The sequence below is a fragment of the Sphingopyxis microcysteis genome (assembly GCF_012274265.1).
In the GTDB taxonomy this organism is placed as follows: Bacteria; Pseudomonadota; Alphaproteobacteria; order Sphingomonadales; family Sphingomonadaceae; genus Sphingopyxis; species Sphingopyxis microcysteis.
The window spans coordinates 299,606-316,929 of sequence record NZ_JAANYY010000003.1 but is presented as its reverse complement, the minus strand read 5'-3'; the positions used below and the strand labels follow the sequence as shown (position 1 = coordinate 316,929).

Sequence of the window (17,324 nt, the reverse complement as noted above, 5' to 3'; positions counted from 1 at the left end):
CTGATCACTGTGGGGATAGCCGCCGGTCAAGCTCTTTCAGGTGCTGCTTGTAACGATCGAATGCACCACGGTAGTGTCGGCAGCCAAGGTGAATCGGTATGATCTCGTCATTGTCGCCCGGCATCGGCTTTCGAAAGACCCAGAGCTTTTGTTCAAGGTCGTGGTAAGGCTGTAGAATAGTCCAGACCGCATCCGGGTTTAGTCCCTGACATCGTAAATCGACAAATGCGTCACCTTTATTAGTGGATTTCCAAAGTGCTTCGATGCTCATCGTCCTTATGCTTTCGCGTCGTGAAGCACACGCGTTCAGCGTGAGTGCGACTGTCAAAGCGAGAAGAAGAAGCTGGCGTTTCACGAGGGGCATTTTCTCACGATTGAGTTAACGGCCGCTTGCCACTCCAAAGCCGACTTTCTTTCCTCGTCATCCCGGACTTGATCCGGGATCCATTCCTGCGCCGTGGTCTGGACCCCGGATCAAGTCCGGGGTGACGAACAAGGGGTTCGTTACTTCTTCAACCCAATCTCGCGCAGCCGCTCCTGCAGATACTCATCCGCCGTGATCGGCGTCGGATACAGGTTCGGATGCGCGTCATCGATGCAGCTCTCGAGCGTCTCGATCGGATAGTCCGAGCGGAAGTGGAGGAAAAACGGCATCGAATAACGCGCGACGCTCGCCCGCCCTTCGTCGGGGTTGCGCACGCGGTGGGTGGTCGACGGCAGCTTGTTGTTGGTCAGCCGTTGCAGCATGTCGCCGACATTCACCGCCATTGCGCCCGGCGGCGGGCTGACCGGCAGCCAGCTGCCGTCCTTGTCGAGGATTTCGAGCCCCGCTTCCTCGGCACCCAGCAGCAAGGTGATCGTGTTGATATCCTCATGCGCCTCGGCGCGGATGCCCTTGGCGGGGGCTTCGACGGGGGGATAGTGGAGCAGCCGCATCACGCTGTTGCCGTCGAGCACCGTGTCGTCGAAGAAATCGGGAGCGAGGCCCAGGTAGCGGGCGATGCCCGACAGCAACTGGCCGCCGACGCGATCGAATTCGGCGAATAATTTGTCATAAACGGCGCGAAAACCGTCGACCTCGGCGGGCCAGACATTGTTCGGCTGTTGCGCGGCCAGCCGGTGCCCGGCGGGGAGGTCGCGACCGACGTGCCAGAATTCCTTGAGGTCTACTTCCTTGGCGCCCTTGGCGATCTCGGTGCCGAACGGCGTATAGCCCCGCGCGCCACCGCCGCCGGGGATATGATAGGTGCGCTTGACCTCTTCGGGCAGTGCAAAGAAATCCTTCGCTTTTGCCCAGGCGTCGTCGATCAGCGCGGCGTCGATGCCATGGTCGGTGATCATCGCAAAGCCGAAGCGTTCGAATGAGGCGCCGAAATCTTCGGCGAATTTTTCGGCGGGCAGCGACATGGAAATGACGGGAACGGCGGCGGTCATGCTGTAAGGTCCAATATGTTGGTGCTGTGGCACGCCATGGCGAAGGGCCGCCGGCGCGTCTTTGACATGAATCAGATTTAGGCGCTGCCGCGCCGCAGCGAAAGCAAAAAAGGCGCCTTCCGCCGCGCCTGCGGCTCGGCTAAGCCGCTCGCCATGAGCAAGCAATATTGGCTGATGAAATCCGAACCCGACGCCTATCCGTGGGAGCAGCTGGTGCGCGAAGGCACCGGCATCTGGGATGGGGTGCGCAATCACACCGCCAAGCTGAACCTGAAAGCGATGCAGGTTGGCGACGAAGCGCTGTTTTACCACAGCAATATCGGCAAGGAATGCGTCGGGATCATGCGCATCACCGAAACGGCGTTCCCCGATCCGACCGCCGAAGAAGGCTCGCCGTGGGTGGTGGTGCGCGTCGAACCGGTACGCGCGCTCACCCATCCGGTGACGTTGGCGGCGATCAAGGCCGATCCCAAGCTTGCCGATATGGACCTGATCCGCCAGTCACGGCTGTCGGTCGGACGTGTGACCGCCGGCGAGTGGAAGCATATTTTGCAGAAGTCAGAGACGGCAGACGGCTGATCGCCGTGGTTGCCAAGGTTTCCTCCCCATCGATGGGGGAGGCAGCGAGCCCCGGATCAAGTCCGGGGCGCAGCGGTGGGGGTGCGCTCTCGGCCCGCAACGGCGGTGCAAGGACGCACCGTCACCCCCATCCAACTTCCCCCACCAAGGGGGAAGGGAATATCAGCGCAGCTTGACCTGCAAATGCTTCGCTACCGACGGGTGCAGCGGGTGGATGAATTCGCACCCATAGCTGTTGCCGTCGGCGCGGCGGACGATGGCTTCGATCGGTTGCAGTCCCGGCAGGTTCACCCAGATATGCTTGCCAATCTGCGGCCGGAAAAAGGTCACCATGCGAAACCCGGTCGACGACAGATCGAACAGTTCGACGTCGAACGGATTCAACCCGGCCTCGCGGTAGCGCGCTCGCGCCTGCACCGGTGCGCGCTCGGCGCGGCGACCGGTGACGGCGGGTCGTTTGGTTTCGATAATGCGATTGCCCAACACTGCTTTGGTCCCAGTTCTTATGTGTTCATTCCGGAGCTTTTAGCGCGTCGGTGGTTACCTCGAAGTGAAGAGATATGGTGAATTTCGCCTACATTGGCGGGCTATCGGTCACCGTCATCAGCTGCGCCGGAAATGGCGCCGCGAGCGCGACCGCATCGCGCCATTCGCCGCTCAGCCAGGTCGCATGCTGGTCGGGGTGCAGGATCACCGGCATCGCGTGCGGCTGATACCGATCGATCAGCCGATTGGGGTCGGTCGTAAGCATCGCAAAACAGGGCCAATCTTCGCCATCGCGGTGGACCCCGGCAAAGGCGAAAATGGGCTGCGACGGGATTGAAAACCAATGCTGGCGGCGTGCACCCGCTGGCCCCGACCATTCGGCAAAGGCGGTCGCAGGGATCAGGCAGCGCAGTTCGGCATGGCGCAATGTCCCGATCCAGAACGGACTGGCGAGGTTGCGGACGTGCGTCACAGGCCGGTCGCCGCGCGGCGGAGGCGGGACGCCCCACAATTTCGGGCGCAGAAAGCGGCGCGCGCCGCCGCGACCGTCGCTGACGATGACCGGCGCGGGCCGCGCGGGCGCGACATAATCGCCGGTCCATGGATCGTCGCCCGCCTCGGCAGCAAAGGCCGCGGCAATCGCAGCCGCGGGGGCGTCGAGGCGGTAGAGGCTGGTCACCGCCTGGCGATCGCGCTGGACAAGGTGGCTGTCAATCGGTCGCTTGTCGATTACTTATCCCAAGGGGATTTCTGTCCGGTTTCAGAGCGTTGCTCGTCGCGCGCCGCGTCGGCGGCGCGGTCTGCCGCAACCATCACCCCGGCGCCCATCATGCTGCAACCGACAAAGCTCATGATGCTGAGGCAGCCGAGCCCCATCAATACCGATTTCACGATCTCGCCCATGTACCGCTCCGCTCGCTTGGTCCGGAGCCATTTAGCGCAGGATCGTAAACATGCCGTTTACTCTGGGCTGCGCACCCGTCCGCGCCCGGCCTTGATGTTGCTTCGGGCTTTTTTGCTGTCGACGCGGCGCGCTTTGGCGGCCTTGCTCGGTTTGGTCTTGATCCGGCGTTCGGGGCGGACCAGCGCGGCGTCGATCAGCTCGGAAAGGCGCGCGCGCGCGTCGGTGCGGTTGGCTTCCTGCGTACGATAGCGGCGCGCGAGGATGATCAGCTCGCCCTCGCTCGTCATCCGGCTACCAGCTAGCGTTTTCAATCGCTTATAGGCATCGAGGGGCAGGCCGAGGGCATAGACGTTGACGCGCAGCTGGCACGCGGTCGCGACCTTGTTGACATTCTGCCCGCCCGGCCCCGTCCCGGCGAGAAACTTCTCCGAAATGGCGCTTTCGGGGATGTCAGCCACGGGTCGGCGACGCCCCCTCCGGCGCCGCAAAGCCCAACGTAGCGAAGGCGTCGGGGAAGGGCGCTTCGGCAATTATGGACGGCTTGACGTCACGTTTTACCACCAGCCGTTCGGCGTGGAGCAGCGTGCGCGTCTTGGTGCCGCCGCGCCCGTAAACCGGATCGCCGACCAGTGCGAAGCCGAGCCCTTCGCGCGCATGGACGCGGATCTGGTGGGTGCGGCCGGTTTCGGGGCGAAAGCGCAGCAGGCTGCGGCCATCCATCACGGCCAGCTTTTCCCAATGCGAAATAGACGGCTTGCCTTTCGGGTCGCCGACCATCCGCCAGCCCGCCTCGGCGGTCGACACCTTGCCGAGCGGCAGGTTGATCGTGCCGCTGTCCGCGTCAGGTATGCCATCGACGATTGCCAGATATTGTTTCTCGACCGCGCGGTCCTCGAACGCGCGGGTGAAACGCCCATGCGCTTTCGGATTGCGCGCAAGGAGCAGGCAGCCCGAGGTGTCGCGGTCGAGCCGGTGGACCGCGAGCGGCCAGCGCTTGAAACCGAAGCGCAGCGAATCGAGATGATTTTCAAGGCTGAGGCTGCCGTCGCGCGGCGCGTCGACGGGCAGGCCCGCGGGCTTGTCGATCACGAGGGCTTCGCCGTCGAGGAACAGGACACGGTCTGAAAGGAGCATGGCGCGCTATAGGCGGAGCGAGGGGCAGCCGAAAGCGGAAAGGTTGGTGGGGCTGCTGGGAGAGTCTGCCTTGGGGTGGGGAGCGGACAGTTCTGATCCTCCCCGGAACGGGGAGGGGGACCAGCGAAGCTGGTGGAGGGGCACCATCGGCTTGCCTTGCCGCCGAAGTCGTGCTCCACCGCTACGGTCCCGGGAAGCTTGGTTCTTCCAGCCCAGAGCAGCGTAAACCTCCTGTCCCCCTCCACCACCCTTCCTGTGGTCCCCCTCCCCCGTTGGGGGAGGATCGGCTATGTCCGCAATCGGTCGTAAGCAGCCATTTCCAATTTTCGTCATCCCGGGCTTGATCCGGGATCCATGACGACGGCGCAGCCATGGATCCCGGATCAGGTCCGGGATGACGATGAGGAAAAATCCTCCCTGTGGCGAAGCCATGGGGAGGGGAACCGTCGCGGCAGGCGATGGTGGAGGGGCCGCTACGGTAGTGCCAATGCCCCTCCGTCAGCGCTACGCGCTGCCACCTCCCCATCGCTACGCGACAGGGAGGATTCTCGATCAGGCGGCCTGCTTCAGTTCTTCGATGGCGGCGGTCGCGCGGTTCACTGCTTCGCTGTCCATCATCTGCTGGCCCGCCTCGATGATGGTGACGTCGGTGATGCCGACAAAGCCGAGGACGTGGCGCAGATAGCCGGTCGCGAAATCATAGTCGCTGCCGACCGGCACGCCGCCCGATGCGACGACCAGATAGGCCTTCTTGCCCTTGAGCAGCCCTTCGGGGCCGGTTTCGGTATAGCGGAAGGTGCGGCGGGCGCGGGCGATCTGGTCGATCCACGCCTTCAGTGCGGCGGGGACGGCGAAGTTATAGACCGGCACGCCGATGACGATCGTGTCGGCGGCTTCGAGTTCGGCGATCAACTCGTCCGAGCTGGCGAGCACCGCGCGCTGATCGTCGCTGCGATCGGCATCTTCGGTGAAATTGGCGCCGACCCAGGCTTCGGTGAGCAGCGCGGGCGGGGTGAGCGCGAGGTCGCGGCGGGTGACGGCGCTGCCATAACCCTGTTCGACCAGGCGGGCGACGAGCTGGTCGGCGAGCTGGCGGGTGGTCGATCCGCTGTGGCGGGCCGAGGCGTCGATGCGAAGAATATGCGACATTTAAAGACTCCTTTGATGGACGTTGAACTTGGAGGGGAGGGGGTGCCGCGAGCCGCCCCTATTCTTGGGGAAAGCTCGTGGCACGGGTTGAGCCGCCGTCGGGGAGGGACATCGGCGGCCCGGGGGGTGCTTTAGAGGCTGTCGACGAGCACCAGCTCGGCGTCGTCGAGCGCCTCGACCGTGATCGTCCCGACATCGCGGAGCGCAATGCCGTCGCGGGGATCGGCGTCGGTGCCGTTGACACGGATGCGGCCCTTGGCAGCCACCAGATAGGCGTGGCGACCGGCGTCGAGAACGTAGGATACGCTCTCACCCGCGTTTACCGTCGCCGCCGCCACCCGGGCATTGGCGCGGATCGGCAACGCGTCGGTGTCGCCTTCGATGCCGCTCGCCAGCGTGACGAACTGGCCCGAACGATCGTTCTGCGGGAACTGGCGCGCCCCCCAGCCGGGGTTTCCGCCAGCCTGATCGGGCATGATCCAGATCTGGAACAGCGTGGTTTCCTCATCCTCCAGGTTGAACTCGCTGTGCGTCACCCCGGTGCCGGCGCTCATCACCTGGACATCGCCCGCCGCGGTGCGGCCCTGATTGCCCATGCTGTCGCGGTGGGTGATCGCGCCGGTGCGGACATAGGTGATGATTTCCATGTCGCGGTGCGGATGCGGCGGGAAACCCGACTGCGCCGCAATGGCGTCGTCGTTCCACACACGCAGCGCGCCCCAGCCCATCCGGCCTTCGTCATAATAGTTGGCGAAGGAAAAATGATGGCGGGCGTCGAGCCAGCCGTGGTTGGCGTGGCCCAGCGTGTCGAATTTGCGAATGTCGATCATGGCCTTGTCCTTTCTGTCGCGTTGCGCCTCGGCGGGATGCCCGGCGGCGCTGCGGTGTTGAGGACAAGATAGTCGTTGGGATTGTTTCTAAAATAGCGTAGATGGAAATCTATCGTTTCCATAATCGTGATAATTGTTGCAGCAAGCACCGTAGCCCTGAGCTTGTCGAAGGGCGCCTATCCGAGAAGCGCCCTTCGACAAGCTCAGGGCTACGGTGAAGTTCGAGGAGCCATCCGTGTCCTTACCCGATTACGAAGGCTGGGCCTGTTTCGCCGCGGTCGCCGACAGTGGCAGCTTCACGGCCGCGGCCGCATCGCTGGGGATGTCGAAGGCCAGCGTATCAAAGGCGGTGACCCGCCTCGAAACATCGCTCGGCATTGCGCTGCTCCATCGCAGCTCGCGCACTGTCACCGTCTCGACCGCCGGCGCAGGGTTGCTCGGCGAGGCGCAGGCGATGGTCGCGGCGGCGACCGCGGCGACCGAGGCGGCGCGCGGCGACCGCGTCGACCTGGCAGGCCCGATCCGCCTCGCCGCGCCGATGAGTTTCGGGATCAAGGTGCTCGGCGGGCCGATTGCCGCCTTTCTGGCGATGCACCCGGCGGTCGAGATCGACGTGATGCTGAGCGACGCGCGCCACGATCTGGTCGCCGAGGGCATCGACCTGGGGCTGCGCATCGCGACGATGGAGGACAGCAGCCTGCTCGCGCGCACCATTTCGCCGGTCGCGGCGTCCCTGATTGCCAGTCCCGCCTATCTGGCGCAGCACGGCACCCCGCGTCATCCGCTCGACCTCGCCGGTCATCGGCTGATCGGCTACGGCCACCGTGAGCGCACGTCGCCGCTGCGTTTTCATCGCGGCGGGGAGGATGCGACGGTGATCCCGACCGGGCCGTTGTTCACCAACAATGGCGACATCATGATCCCGCTGCTGATCGCGGACGGCGGTATCGCGGCGCTGCCCGACTTCATTGCAGAGGAAGCGCTGGCGTCGGGCGCGCTCGTCCGCATCCTGACCGACTGGTCGCTGCCGCAGGCGTATCTGCACCTGCTGTCGCCGCCGTCACGGCTGCGTCCGGCGCGAGTGCGGGCGCTCGCCGACCATCTTGTCGATACGTTGAAGCGGTCGTGCACCGGCGCGCATACCGATCATCTCGCGCTCGGGACGTCGTAGAAAGACACAAATCGGGCGGTACGGATTCGCCGCGACTCGCGGAGTTCTGCGGGTTAAATCAAAATTAACCTTTTCCCTTCATTAGTTTCGTGGTTAATGTTCCGGCAGTCCGCAGATGGGGTCGGTCGGTGGCATCGCATGATGGCCAGGCGATCGGAAAAGCAGGGCTGTCGTGGGAAACAATCAAGGGGTGCCCAATGCGCGTATTGCTGATCGAGGACGAGCCGACGACCGCCAAGGCGATCGACACGATGCTCACGACCGAAGGCTTCAACGTCTACACCACCGATCTGGGTGAAGAAGGCTTGGACCTGGGTAAGCTCTATGATTACGACATCATCCTGCTCGACCTGAACCTGCCCGACATGCACGGCTATGACGTGCTGAAAAAGCTGCGCACCGCCAAGGTGCAGACGCCGGTGCTGATCCTGTCGGGCATTTCCGAAATGGATTCGAAGGTGCGCTCGTTCGGCTTCGGTGCCGACGATTATGTCACCAAGCCCTTCCACCGCGACGAGCTGGTTGCCCGCATCCATGCCGTCGTCCGCCGTTCGAAGGGCCACAGCCAGAGCGTGATCAAGACCGGCAAGCTGGCGGTCAATCTGGACACCAAGACGGTCGAGGTCGACACGACCCGCGTGCATCTGACCGGCAAGGAATATCAGATGCTCGAGCTGCTTTCGCTGCGCAAGGGCACGACGCTGACCAAGGAAATGTTCCTGAACCATCTGTATGGCGGCATGGACGAACCCGAACTCAAAATCATCGACGTCTTCATCTGCAAGCTGCGCAAGAAACTGGCGCTGGCGTGCGAGGGCGAAAATTACATCGAGACGGTCTGGGGCCGCGGTTATGTCCTTCGCGACATCGACGATGAGGGCAATGAGGTGCGCCGGGTCGCCTGACGCACGACACCTCGCCAAGAGTTAACCGAGGGAACCCGGCGCGGAGAAATCCGCGCCGGTTTTCTTTTGGGGGTGGAGTTGCGGGGTGGCGGTCACCTTGTCTCACCTCCCTTTTAGGGAGGGGTCGGGGGTTGGGTAAGCCGCCGAAGGCGGCTCGCTGCCTCGGTTCGCTGCGCTTGTACCCACCCCTAACCCCTCCCCAAGAGGGAGGGGCAATCCTACGACCGCTTGTCCTGCCACAGGCTGCGCCCGAACTGCGCTGGCTGTGCACTCCCCAGCACCAGCCCCGGGCGGCGCACTGGGGCCATCGGCGGCGGGATAATCTCGAACCCCGCGATATTTTCGGCAGGTGCCGCGCCGCTGCCGTGTGCGGCGCGCAGGCGCGCGGCCTCGACCGGGTGGTCGGTCTGGATCCCGAAACGTGTACCCGCGACCCAGCGCACCGTGCCCAGCATCGGTTCGTGACCGGGCAGGAAAACCGTGATTCGTTCACCGATATGCAGCGCACCCGGCGCCTGCCCGCCAATGCCCGTTTCGGACACGTTGCGGATGGTGACGTCGAATTTGCCCAGGCGCGCGCAGGCAAGCGCCGCCTTGACCAGGCGCGATTGCCGCGGCTGGCGCTTTTCGTCTGGGGGCGGTGAGGCTGGGGGAGCCTCGGGAATTGACATGGCGCGACCCATTGCTGTCGCCCGACCCCCACGTCGACCGATGATGATGGTCCCGTTCTCGCGGTAACAGCGGAAGGTAAATATTCGTATAGCGTGTTCGGTAATTATTGCGCAGGCGGCAAGCCGCCAAAGGTGACGATGCTTTCGCTGCCATCGGCCGAAAGTGCTGAAACGCCAAAGAAATGATCGTCGATGATCACGCCGGGCAACGTCCTTCCTGCGGCGGCGGCATTCGCCGGGACGAGCTGGCTGTCGGTCCAGTCGTTGCGGTCGGCACGGCGCCAGTACAAACGGTAGGCGGCGGCATCCTTGACCGGTGTCCACGACACTTTGGTATCCGAACTCACCGCGCCGTCGATGCTGACGCTGGCGGGTGCGGGCGGCGCGGCGGCGAGCTCGCGCGCCAGCACGACGTTCAGCGCGGTGACGCGGGCCAGATAGGCAAAGTCCATCTCGTCGACGGTGTCGCCATATTTGCGGCCGTTTTCGGTCCGCAAATCCTGATGCTGATGGTCGTAATCCTCGATCCCGACGCTGAACCGGATCGCCGGATAACCAAGCTCGAGCGACGGCAGATGGTCGCCGCCGCGGCGGAAACGGTCGGGACGCCGCACCGCGAGCACGTCTAGGCCAATCGTGGGACTTTGTTTTCCCGCTCGAATCGCCGCTTTTGCCAGCGCGCGCGACGGGCCGTCATCCTCGCCGCCGATGCCGCGCCGCGCGAGCTGTGCCGCCAGATCTTCCGACGCGCGAATGCCCTCGCTGAACACTCGCACCCGGTTGTCGACGATGGTACCGTCGGTCCCCTTGATGCCGCCGACGATGTCGTTGTTCAGCATCGCGGCGACCGGCCAGTTTTGTTCCTTGGCGTGCCGCGCAAGCAGGCGCCCGCCCCACAATCCCTGTTCCTCGCCCGACAGCAGCGCATAGACGATCGTCGCGCGATGCTTTTGCTTCGATAACAGCCGCGCCGCCTCGATCACCAGCGCCGTTCCCGATGCATCGTCGTTGGCGCCCGGCGCGTCGGCGGTGAAGTTCATCGGGTCGCTGACGCGGCTGTCGATATGACCTGCGATGATGATGACATGCGCGGGGTCGCCGCTACCCTTCTGGATCGCGAGGACATTCTCGACGATGACGCCGTCCGGCGCGCGCGGCCCGTCGAACCGGTCGGCGATCCGCTCGACGGTCAGACAGCCGCCACAGGCCTTTGAAATACGGGTAAACTCGGCCGCACCCCAATTGCGCGCCGCGCCGATGCCGCGTTTCGGATCGGTCGCCGACGACAGCGTGTGGCGGGTACCGAACGACACCAGCTTTTCGACATCGGCCTTCAGGCGCACGGGATCGGCGGCGGGGGTCTGGTCCTGTCCATGCGCAGCGGTCGGCGCAATGAGCAGGAGGGCGGCGAGCAGGCTCTGTTTGATCATGCCGCATCATGCGGCGCCCCGCCGACAAAGAAAAGCCCCTCCCGGTGAGGGGAGGGGCTTGCCGGTTCTTAACGCAGGCCCGAGAAACGGATGTCCTGCACGCGGCCATAGCGGATGTCGCAGGTGAATTTGCCCTGGTCGTAATAGCCGCCACGGCCCCAGCGACCGCCATAACCGTCGCGGACGACGACGCGGCCCTTCACCTTATAGCCGTCGCGCTTGCGATCGATGCTCGTCACCTGGGTGACGTCGGTGTTGCCATAACGACGGCTGCCGCGTTCGACCGCGTTCACGCACTGGTTCACAGCGCTGCGGCTGTTGCCATAGCGGTTATAGTCATAGCCATAACCGTAGCGCGGATCGTCGTAGCGGCCGCGATAGCGATCGTCGTAACGATCATAGCGGTCGTTGTTGCCGCTCGACAGGATCGCGGCGAGGCCGCCGAGCACGACGGCACCGGCGATCACTTCGCCCGCGCTGATGCCGTCGCGGTCGTAGCGATCGCGGGCAGCGGCGGGGGCGGCGCTCATCAGCATCGCGCCAGCGGTGGCCGCACCAATTGCGGCCTTGGTCAGGTTGGTCTTGATAGCCATGGTTCGGTCTCCTTCAGGCGCAGGCGGCAGCGTTGCAGCCTGTTGAAGATGTTCTACCGATTCGCGGGTGACACGGTGCTGAACCCGCCGCTTATCTGGCGTTCAGCCTTGGTTTTGCTGGCGTTCATAAAAATCCTCCCCGTCGCGCAGCGATGGGGAGGGGGACCGTCCCCGCGAAAGCGGGAATGGTGGAGGGGCTTTGCGACGGTGGTGCTAAAGCCCCTCCGTCAGCGTTTCGCGCTGCCACCTCCCCATCGCTACGCGACAGGGAGGATTGATTGGCTCAACCAAAACTGACGTCGACGACGCGGCCGTTGCGGTAACTGCAACCGAAACTGCGAACTTCGCCGCCCAGCCGCGACGCGGTGCCGGTGACGTACCAGCCGCCGTTATTCGCTTCGGTGCCGTCGATCCGGTCGACGCGGGCGTCGTCGCCCATCTCGGCCTCGACCGCCCAGCTGCAAGCGTCGGCGGCGCGGCGCTGGACATCGCCATTGCCATAGGCGGCCGCGCCATCTTCGCCGCGGCGGTCGTCGACCGGCGGCACATAATCGCTGTCGCGCTGCTCGTAACGCTGATCGTCGCGATACGGCGGATCGTAACGATAGTCGGGTGCGCGTTCGCGCTTGTCCTTGCTTGCGGCGCTGGCGATCGCGGCGATGGTGCCGATGATCAGCAGGCCGCCGAGCACGTCACCCGCGCTGACCCGGTCGTGATGGCGATGGCCCCAGCCGCCATGGCGCGACCGCGCTTCGGCGGGGACGGCGCTGAACCCGACCGAGGTGATGACGACGGCGGCCGCAGCGGCAAGGCTGGTGAATTTACGCATCGCGGGAACCTCCCCAAGGACGGGCAAAGGATGGTCCGGCCCGCAATGCCGCCTTGCTACGCCCCCGATGCTTTCGCGCGGCTGAACCGTGGTGCTAATACGACAGCCCGAGCGCCGGAATGGAAAAGGCCCGCCATCGCTTGGATGGCGGGCCTTCTGACCCCAGGTGACCAGACCTGTCGGGTAATCAGCAGACGCAGCGCGGCTTGGGCCGCGGCTTCCACTTTTTCTTGGCCACATAGCGTTTCCGCACGGGCGCCTTTTCATAATAGGTCTTGGTGGTCGTCTCGACCGTTTCGGTCACCACCGGCGCGCCGCCGGTGATGATCGTGGTGACCACCACACCGGGGGTGTAATAGCCGTAACCATAGCCATAGCCGCCATGATGATAGGTCGTGCTGCTGTGATGCGATCCGCGGCTCGACCACCAGGCTTCGCATTTCTTCTTGTCCGCGGCATCGCCGATCGCGCCGCCCGCGACTGCGCCCAGCGCGCCGCCGATGATCGTGCCTTCGGTACGGTTGCCCCTGCCGGCGATGCGGTTGCCGACGACGCCCCCCACGACTCCGCCGACAACCGCGCCGCCCACTGTGCCCCCCCGGCCACAGCGGCGTTCCATTTCTGCGTCGTGGCGCGGGTCGTACGCGCCGCCATAATAGTGATGCGGCGGGGGCGGGTAGCCCGCGCCATGCCCCTCGACCGTGCCTTCATAGCTGCCGTCGTAACGGCGTCCGTCGGGCGCTTCGTAGGTGCCGTTCCACGTCCCTGTCCAGCGCCCCTCGGCGTCGTAGCCCGACACGCGGCGATATTCGACTTCGCTCGGGATCCGGTCGGCGTGGCCGGTGTAAACGCGCACGTCAGCGTCGGCGGGCGCGCCATAATCGAGCGCCGGGCGCGGATCGTGATTATAGGATACGCCGCTTACCAGGTCGGTCGCAGCGGTCGCATCGATCGCCGGGGCTTCGGCATGGGCCCGGCCCGCCAGCAACAACGACCCTGCGGCCACCCCCAACAAGACGAACGTACGCATGACTAACTCCCTGTTCCCTCGGCCCGAACCGATTGGTTAACAGCTTGTTAGCAAAATCAGCGACTTTTCGCGAATCCGTTAACCCTGACGATTGCGTCCCGATTTGGGTCAGATGAGGAATGGTGGGGAGATGGCCGGAAACGACGGGAAGCAGCCGCTCGATCCAGTCCCCGTTCGTATCGAGCGAAGTCAGATACGCGTGGCTTGGCGTGAGCGGTCGGCGTGTCTCGACTTCGCTCGACACGAACGGAAATACGAAACGTCTGGAATCCACCCCAAAGCAGCCAGTCGCAGTTACAACAATATGCGCCTTTTCAGGAAGCCAGCGCCCCGGCAATCCGCGCCACCAGTGCTTCGGCCCCGGCCTGATCCGCCGCTGCAAACCGCCCCGGCACCGGGCTGTCGAGATCGAGTACCCCGACCAGCCGATCATTTGCGATCACGGGTACCACCAGCTCGCTGCGGCTGTCGGCGTCGCACGCGATATGGCCCGGAAAGGCGTGCACATCGTCGACGCGCTGCGTCGCGCGCAGCCGCGCGGCGGCGCCGCACACGCCCTTGTCGAGCGGGATGCGAATGCACGCCGCCTTGCCCTGAAACGGGCCGAGGACCAGCTCCTCTCCGTCGAAGCGGTAGAAGCCGGCCCAGTTGAGGTCAGGGATCGCCTGCCAGATCAACGCCGCGACATTGGCCATATTGGCGATACCATCGGGTTCGCCCGCGACCAGCGCCGCCGCGGCGTCGCCCGCCTCCGCCCAGCGTTCGGCGGGGTCGGTGGCGGAAAAAGCGAGCGCATAGGACATTACTCGACGGCCAGCCCGGTCCATTTTGCCGCGAACGCATATTTGTCGGCGGCCTCGGCGATGATCTTGTCGGTCGGCTTGCCGCTGCCGTGTCCGGCGCGGGTTTCGACGCGGATCAGGTGCGGCTTGTCGCCCGCCTTCGCATGCTGGAGCTGCGCGGTATATTTGAAGCTGTGCCCCGGCACGACGCGGTCGTCGGTGTCGGCGGTGGTCACCAGCACCGCGGGATAGGCGGCGCCCGCCTTGATATTGTGATAGGGCGAATAGCTCAGCAGATTGCGGAAATCGGCTTCCTTCGACGGATAGCCATAATCGTCGACCCAATAACGCCCGGCGGTGAAGCGGTCGAAACGCAGCATGTCCATCACTCCGACCGCGGGCAGCGCCGCGGCGAACAGGTCGGGGCGCTGGTTGGTGACCGTGCCGACGAGCAGCCCGCCGTTCGACCCGCCTTCGATCGCGACCTGGCCCTTTCCGGCGATCCCTTCGGCGATCAGATATTCGCCCGCCGCAATGAAGTCGTCGAACACATTCTGCTTGTTGGCGAGCCGACCGGCGTCGTGCCACGCTTTGCCATATTCGCCGCCGCCGCGCAGGTTGGCGATCGCCAGCACCCCGCCCTTGTCGACCCAGGCGAGGCGGGTTGGCGAAAAGCCGGGGGTCATCGATACGTTGAAGCCGCCATAACCGTAAAGCAGGGTCGGCGACCCCTTGCTGCGGTCGAGCCCCTTTTTCATCACGACGAACATCGGCACTTCGGTGCCGTCCTTCGACTTGTAGAAACGCTGTTCGACGGTAAAATCATCGGGTTTGAAGGTCAGCTTGGGCTCGGCGAAAATCTCGCTTTTGCCGGTCGCGGTGTCGAGCCGGTAGATGGTCGTCGGGCGTGCATAGCTCGAGAAAGAATAAAAGGTCTCGGGATCGCTCGACTTGCCGCCAAAGCCCGACGCCGATCCGATGTCGGCCAGCTTGATCGCCGCGATCCTTTTGCCGTCGAGCGCGATCATCTCGGCCTGCGATTTCGCATCGCCCAGATAGGACAGGATGATGCGATCGCCGACGCGCGACGCACCGACCAGCGTATTCTCGCTTTCGGCGACCAGTTCGGTCAGCTTGCCGGGCCGCCGGATGTCCATCGACACCAACCGCTCGCGCGGCGCGCCCTTGTTGGTGACGAATGTGAACAGCGGCCCTTCGTTGGTCACATATTCCCAGTTGTTCGCGAAATCATCGACCAGCGTAATCGGCTTGCCCGCTCCCTTTGTGCCGACCGGATAAAGCGTCAGCCCCAGCCGTGCGTCGGTCCCTTCGGACCCGAACACCAGCAGATATTTGCCGTCGTCGGTGACGATCGCGCTGTTGTTGAGCTTGGGTTTGGCGGGCGTAGCATGGATCAGCACATCGGCGCTCTGCGGGGTGCCGAGCTTGTGGAAATAGACCGCGTGATTCTCGTTGAGCGACTGAAACGCTTCGCCCTCTTTGGGTTCGGGGAAGCGTGAATAATAGAATCCGCTGCCGTCCTTGGCCCAATCGAGCGCCGAAAATTTCACCCAGCGGACCTCGTCCGACAGATCCTGACCGGTCGCGACGTCCTTGACCCGAACGATCCGCCAATCGGTGCCGCCGTCCTGCACCGAATAGAGCAGATACTTGCCATCCTCCGACGGATTCCACTCGGCGAGCGCGGTCGCGCCGTCCTTGGCCCACAGGTTCGGGTCGATCAGCACCCGGCCTTCGCCCCTCAACCCTTCGCGGACATACAGCACCGACTGCGGCTGCAAACCGTCGTTGCGCGTGTAGAAATAGCGGCCTCCGGCCTTGGTCGGCAGACCGAAGCGCTCGTAATTATACAGCTCGGTCATGCGTTTCTTGAACGCATCGCGGCCGGGCAGCGTGGCGAGATAGGCGTCGGTGACCTTGTTCTGCGCCGCGACCCAGTCGGCGACCTTTGGGTTGACGCGGACATCATCCTCCAGCCAGCGATAGGGATCGGCGACATCGACCCCGAACTGCGGATCGACGGTGTCGCCGCGGGCTGTGTCCGGATAGGTCAGCGCGGGCACCGTGGCCGATGCCGCGGCGGCTTCGGCCGCGTGAAGTGCTGCGGGGGTCATCGACAGGGCAACCAGCGCCAGCGGCGCGAACAGGCTTTTACGGGACATGGCAAGGCGATCCTCATGATCCGGGGGAAATTATCGTGCGCCGATATGTAAGGATGCGAAACCCGGGGGCAAGCGGATTCCGGACCTATTTTAGCCACCAGCCGTTGCCGCGGCGGATTCAGAATTCGATCAGGATGCGGACCTTGTCGGGGGTGGTGCCGACGACGCGCGCAATATGGGCGCGGCTTTCGGCGAGCATGTCGAGCGAAAATTCGCCGCCGTCGGTGCCCAGCAGCTCGGCGGTCGACACATCGAGCAGTGCGCCCAGCGCCTCGATGCGACCATGCCGCGGCCGGGTGCGGTCCTTTTCCCACGCCGATATGGCGGGAACGCTGACGCCGAGATGGGCGGCGAGCTGCTGTTGGCTGAGACGGCGGGTGACGCGCAGGCGGCGCAGGCGGGCGCCAAAGCTTTCGCTGCCCGGGCGCCTATCCTGCTGAACGTCGGTTGCCGACCGAGCACCGGGCGCCGGACGGACGTCATTTTCCCTGGCCATCTGGCGGACGATACACCAGCGACTAGCCGATGGGCGGCGCAAAAATGTGCGAGTACACCGGCCGCCGCGCCGACGGCAAGGCGGACGGTGCGCGCAAAAAGGGCGGCAATCCTTGCGGACGCCGCCCTTGATCTTGTGTCGCTCGGATCGAGGCTCAGGCTTCCGCCATATCCTCGTCATACTGATCGACCGGGCCCGAATCCTGGCCCTTGGCGTCGACGTCGCGATCGACGAGTTCGATGACGGCCATCGGGGCGGCGTCGCTGGCGCGGATACCGGCCTTGATGATGCGCGCATAGCCGCCGTTGCGGTCCTTGTAACGCTCGGCCAGCACGTCGAACAGCTTGACCAGCTGGGTATCGTCCATCAGGCGGCTCATCGCGAGGCGACGATTGGCCAAACCGCCACGCTTTGCCAGCGTGATCAGCTTTTCGACATAGGGACGCAGTTCCTTCGCCTTGGCGACGGTCGTCGTGATCTGCTCATGCTTGATGAGCGAGGCCGACATGTTGCGGAACATTGCGGTACGATGCGCGCTGGTGCGCTGCAGCTTCCGGCCACCTGATTTATGACGCATGATTTCTTCCTTCGTTTGTCAGAGGGGCCGTTTTAGGTACCCCAAGCCAGGTCGATTGCGGGCCGACCCATTCCCGTTTGATCCTCCCCGGAACGGGGAGGGGGACCGCCGCGAAGCGGTGGTGGAGGGGGCTCTCGTTCG

At 64.4% G+C, this 17,324-nt stretch carries 21 protein-coding genes; 3 read left to right on the top strand and 18 right to left on the bottom strand.

The window, feature by feature from the left end; all coding sequences use genetic code 11:
- Positions 1 to 4: 4 nt before the first annotated feature.
- The gene (locus G9408_RS09280; protein WP_168453735.1) at positions 5 to 271 is read right to left on the bottom strand and encodes a hypothetical protein; all 267 of its coding nucleotides are present in this window, start codon (positions 269 to 271) and stop codon (positions 5 to 7) included.
- A gap of 233 nt (positions 272 to 504) precedes the next feature.
- Positions 505 to 1,434: an isopenicillin N synthase family dioxygenase gene (locus tag G9408_RS09275; protein ID WP_168453734.1), complete on the bottom strand. Its 930-nt coding sequence runs from the start codon at positions 1,432 to 1,434 to the stop codon at positions 505 to 507.
- Positions 1,435 to 1,587: 153 nt separating this feature from the next.
- On the opposite strand from G9408_RS09275, the gene G9408_RS09270 reads away from it, so the two are divergent.
- Positions 1,588 to 2,013, top strand: a complete 426-nt coding sequence (locus G9408_RS09270; protein ID WP_168453733.1) for an EVE domain-containing protein — start codon at positions 1,588 to 1,590, stop codon at positions 2,011 to 2,013.
- Between the two features lie 162 nt (positions 2,014 to 2,175).
- Here the strand turns inward: G9408_RS09270 and G9408_RS09265 are convergent, their stop codons facing one another.
- From G9408_RS09265 to G9408_RS09235, 7 genes are all read right to left on the bottom strand, one after another.
- Positions 2,176 to 2,499: a PilZ domain-containing protein gene (locus G9408_RS09265; RefSeq protein ID WP_168453732.1), complete on the bottom strand. Its 324-nt coding sequence runs from the start codon at positions 2,497 to 2,499 to the stop codon at positions 2,176 to 2,178.
- Positions 2,500 to 2,587: 88 nt separating this feature from the next.
- A complete protein-coding gene (locus G9408_RS09260) occupies positions 2,588 to 3,178 on the bottom strand; it encodes an SOS response-associated peptidase family protein (RefSeq protein WP_168453731.1) in 591 nt (196 codons plus the stop codon).
- Between the two features lie 50 nt (positions 3,179 to 3,228).
- The gene (locus G9408_RS09255) at positions 3,229 to 3,402 is read right to left on the bottom strand and encodes a hypothetical protein (protein WP_168453730.1); all 174 of its coding nucleotides are present in this window, start codon (positions 3,400 to 3,402) and stop codon (positions 3,229 to 3,231) included.
- Positions 3,403 to 3,459: 57 nt separating this feature from the next.
- On the bottom strand, positions 3,460 to 3,861 hold the full coding sequence (arfB, locus tag G9408_RS09250; protein WP_168453729.1) for an alternative ribosome rescue aminoacyl-tRNA hydrolase ArfB: 402 nt from the start codon (positions 3,859 to 3,861) through the stop codon (positions 3,460 to 3,462).
- Entirely contained in the window at positions 3,854 to 4,537 is a 684-nt protein-coding gene (locus G9408_RS09245) for an RluA family pseudouridine synthase (RefSeq protein ID WP_168453728.1), read from the bottom strand. Before G9408_RS09245 ends, arfB begins: the two co-directional genes overlap by 8 nt.
- Before the next feature lie 552 nt (positions 4,538 to 5,089).
- Positions 5,090 to 5,686, bottom strand: coding sequence for an FMN-dependent NADH-azoreductase (locus G9408_RS09240; RefSeq protein ID WP_168453727.1), 597 nt, complete (start codon positions 5,684 to 5,686; stop codon positions 5,090 to 5,092).
- Between the two features lie 131 nt (positions 5,687 to 5,817).
- The gene (locus tag G9408_RS09235; RefSeq protein WP_168453726.1) at positions 5,818 to 6,516 is read right to left on the bottom strand and encodes a pirin family protein; all 699 of its coding nucleotides are present in this window, start codon (positions 6,514 to 6,516) and stop codon (positions 5,818 to 5,820) included.
- Positions 6,517 to 6,751: 235 nt separating this feature from the next.
- Here G9408_RS09235 and G9408_RS09230 point away from each other — a divergent pair, with 235 nt between their 5' ends.
- Both G9408_RS09230 and ctrA read left to right on the top strand, forming a co-directional pair.
- A complete protein-coding gene (locus G9408_RS09230) occupies positions 6,752 to 7,687 on the top strand; it encodes a LysR family transcriptional regulator (RefSeq protein WP_168453725.1) in 936 nt (311 codons plus the stop codon).
- A gap of 197 nt (positions 7,688 to 7,884) precedes the next feature.
- Entirely contained in the window at positions 7,885 to 8,592 is a 708-nt protein-coding gene (gene ctrA / locus G9408_RS09225; protein WP_088443381.1) for a response regulator transcription factor CtrA, read from the top strand.
- 218 nt (positions 8,593 to 8,810) lie between these two features.
- On the opposite strand, the gene G9408_RS09220 is transcribed toward ctrA, so the two are convergent.
- The 9 genes from G9408_RS09220 to rplQ all read right to left on the bottom strand — a co-directional run bounded on the left by G9408_RS09220 (position 8,811) and on the right by rplQ (position 17,183).
- Entirely contained in the window at positions 8,811 to 9,263 is a 453-nt protein-coding gene (locus G9408_RS09220) for a PilZ domain-containing protein (protein ID WP_168453724.1), read from the bottom strand.
- Positions 9,264 to 9,367: 104 nt separating this feature from the next.
- Positions 9,368 to 10,693 (bottom strand): M28 family peptidase, encoded by a 1,326-nt coding sequence (locus G9408_RS09215; protein WP_168453723.1) that lies wholly within the window; start codon positions 10,691 to 10,693, stop codon positions 9,368 to 9,370.
- 68 nt (positions 10,694 to 10,761) lie between these two features.
- Positions 10,762 to 11,286, bottom strand: a complete 525-nt coding sequence (locus tag G9408_RS09210) for a hypothetical protein (protein WP_168453722.1) — start codon at positions 11,284 to 11,286, stop codon at positions 10,762 to 10,764.
- Positions 11,287 to 11,569: 283 nt separating this feature from the next.
- A complete protein-coding gene (locus G9408_RS09205) occupies positions 11,570 to 12,115 on the bottom strand; it encodes a hypothetical protein (protein ID WP_168453721.1) in 546 nt (181 codons plus the stop codon).
- Between the two features lie 187 nt (positions 12,116 to 12,302).
- A complete protein-coding gene (locus tag G9408_RS09200) occupies positions 12,303 to 13,145 on the bottom strand; it encodes a glycine zipper 2TM domain-containing protein (RefSeq protein WP_168453720.1) in 843 nt (280 codons plus the stop codon).
- 314 nt (positions 13,146 to 13,459) lie between these two features.
- Complete coding sequence (locus G9408_RS09195) at positions 13,460 to 13,948, bottom strand: GAF domain-containing protein (RefSeq protein ID WP_235957662.1); 489 nt, start codon at positions 13,946 to 13,948, stop codon at positions 13,460 to 13,462.
- Positions 13,948 to 16,110, bottom strand: a complete 2,163-nt coding sequence (locus tag G9408_RS09190) for a prolyl oligopeptidase family serine peptidase (RefSeq protein WP_210423302.1) — start codon at positions 16,108 to 16,110, stop codon at positions 13,948 to 13,950. The genes G9408_RS09195 and G9408_RS09190 overlap by 1 nt, the downstream gene beginning before the upstream one ends.
- 118 nt (positions 16,111 to 16,228) lie before the next feature.
- The gene (locus G9408_RS09185) at positions 16,229 to 16,606 is read right to left on the bottom strand and encodes a helix-turn-helix domain-containing protein (protein ID WP_168453719.1); all 378 of its coding nucleotides are present in this window, start codon (positions 16,604 to 16,606) and stop codon (positions 16,229 to 16,231) included.
- Between the two features lie 154 nt (positions 16,607 to 16,760).
- Complete coding sequence (gene rplQ, locus G9408_RS09180; RefSeq protein WP_120215358.1) at positions 16,761 to 17,183, bottom strand: 50S ribosomal protein L17; 423 nt, start codon at positions 17,181 to 17,183, stop codon at positions 16,761 to 16,763.
- Positions 17,184 to 17,324 lie beyond the last annotated feature (141 nt).